Origin of the sequence: Micromonospora sp. NPDC049662 (assembly GCF_040675055.1) — a bacterium.
Classification (GTDB): Bacteria; Actinomycetota; Actinomycetes; order Mycobacteriales; family Micromonosporaceae; genus Micromonospora.
The window spans coordinates 1-1,760 of record NZ_JBFAOC010000121.1 but is presented as its reverse complement, the minus strand read 5'-3'; the positions used below and the strand labels follow the sequence as shown (position 1 = coordinate 1,760).

Here is a 1,760-nt window from a genome sequence, read left to right as displayed (position 1 = left end):
GTCAGAAATCGAGCGGTTCTTGACGCGAACCTCTTGATCACCGCGCCCGGGCGGGTGGGGTGGGGTGGGGGTGGGGTGGGGTGGGGTTAGGTCAGGAAGAGGGTTATGGGGAGGGAGACCAGGGTTGCGGCTACCGCGAGGGCCGTGGCGCCGAGGGCGCGGGGCGGTCGGTCGGTGACCAGGAGGCGCTGGACGCGTACGTCGAGATCGCGGTCGCCCAGGCCCAGCGCGCCGGCCGGAGTGACCCGGTGCCCGGCGGCCGCGAAGCGACGCAGCGCACCCGCCAGCGGCGCCTCAGCGTGCAGCTCGCGGGCCTTGTCGTCGGCGCGCATCTCGACCAGCAGGGCGACCCGCTCGTGCGCGTCCCGGACCCAGCCGAACCACGGCAGCGCCCGGCAGAGCGCGGTGAACGGCAGCAGCACCAGGTCGTGCCGTTCGTGGGCGTGGGCGCGTTCGTGCGAGAGCACGGCCGCCAGTTCGGCCCGGTCGAGCAGGCTCAGCGTGCCCGCACTGACCACCACCTGCGGCTTCACCCCGGGCAGGCAGTACGCGGCGGCGCTCGGATGGTCCAGGACGAGCGCCCCCGGGGCGGCCGGGTCGTCCCGGGCCACCAGGGTGAGCAGGTCCCGGTGCCGGCGCTGGGCGCGGATCGTGCCGTGGATGCTGCGGACGGTCGTGGTGACGAGCACCGCGCCGATGCCGAAGCCCACCCCGACGCCGGCGAGGTGCAGCGCCGTCACGCCGATCGGCAGGGTGCCATGGGCGAGGTCGCCGGTCAGGGCGAGCAGGGCGCTCCCGGTGGGCCGGTCGTACGCGGCCAGCCCGAGCGCCATCGGTAGCCCCATCGCGGAGAGGCCCAACGCCAACCCGACGGCCTGCCAGCAGACGATCGCCACCCGCGGACTGCGCCACGTCCAGGTGGAACGGGCCAGCACCTGCGCGGTCAGATAGCAGGCCAGCATGGTGGCGGCGAAGTGCACGGCGTAGGCCATGGCGTGCCTACCGCTCCGCTGTCTCGTCGGCCGGCCGGCGGCCCGCCGGCGGATCCACGCGGTCGGTCAGCTCGGCCTCGCTGCGGGTCGCGCCCGCCCCGGTCAGCCCGGCCTCGCTGCCGAGGGCCGCCCGGAGCACCTCGGCCTCGGTGCCGGTCACCGAGCGGGCGAAGCGCACCAGCGCCGCGTCCCGGCTGCCGCCCAGGTCGAGGGCGTCCAGCATGAGCTGGGCGATGTGCGCCTCGCGGCTGGCCGCCGGCCGGTACCGCCAGGCCCGGCCCTCCCGCTCACGCTGCACCATGCCCTTGCCGGCGAGCCGGTCGAGGACGGTCATCACCGTCGTGTACGCCAGTTCGCGGCCGTCGAGCGCGTCGGCGACCTCGCGCACGGTCACACCGTCCGACGTGCCCGGGACCACGTCCCACAGCACGTCCATCACCGCACGCTCAAGATCGCCCAACCGAGTCACAGCTCAATCCTACCCCCGGTAGTAGACCCCGCCCCCGGGCGGCCCGGACGCTGGTCACCCACCACAAGATCCCCACAAGAATGGGGATGTTGCTGCCTCCAGCGCTTCGGAAGCAGCAACATCCCCAAAGTTGCGCAGATCTTGGCCGCCTCGACCGCAGCAACCCCGCCGACCGGCAACTCAACGTCGGGCGGCACCCGCAAGCTGACCCACCCGACGGGCGTGGCCCACGTCAGGTTTTCCGGGGGGAGCCCGCCCACGCAGGGATCAAGCCTGACCGCCCGGAGTGGGCGGGCTCC

Annotated in this window: 2 protein-coding genes; both read right to left on the bottom strand. The window is 74.0% G+C overall.

Annotated features, from left to right (window positions below; genetic code table 11):
• Positions 1 to 86 precede the first annotated feature (86 nt).
• The gene (locus tag AB0J36_RS34430; protein ID WP_357130355.1) at positions 87 to 992 is read right to left on the bottom strand and encodes a M56 family metallopeptidase; all 906 of its coding nucleotides are present in this window, start codon (positions 990 to 992) and stop codon (positions 87 to 89) included.
• 7 nt (positions 993 to 999) lie between these two features.
• A complete protein-coding gene (locus tag AB0J36_RS34425; protein ID WP_357130352.1) occupies positions 1,000 to 1,461 on the bottom strand; it encodes a BlaI/MecI/CopY family transcriptional regulator in 462 nt (153 codons plus the stop codon).
• Between the last annotated feature and the right edge of the window lie 299 nt (positions 1,462 to 1,760).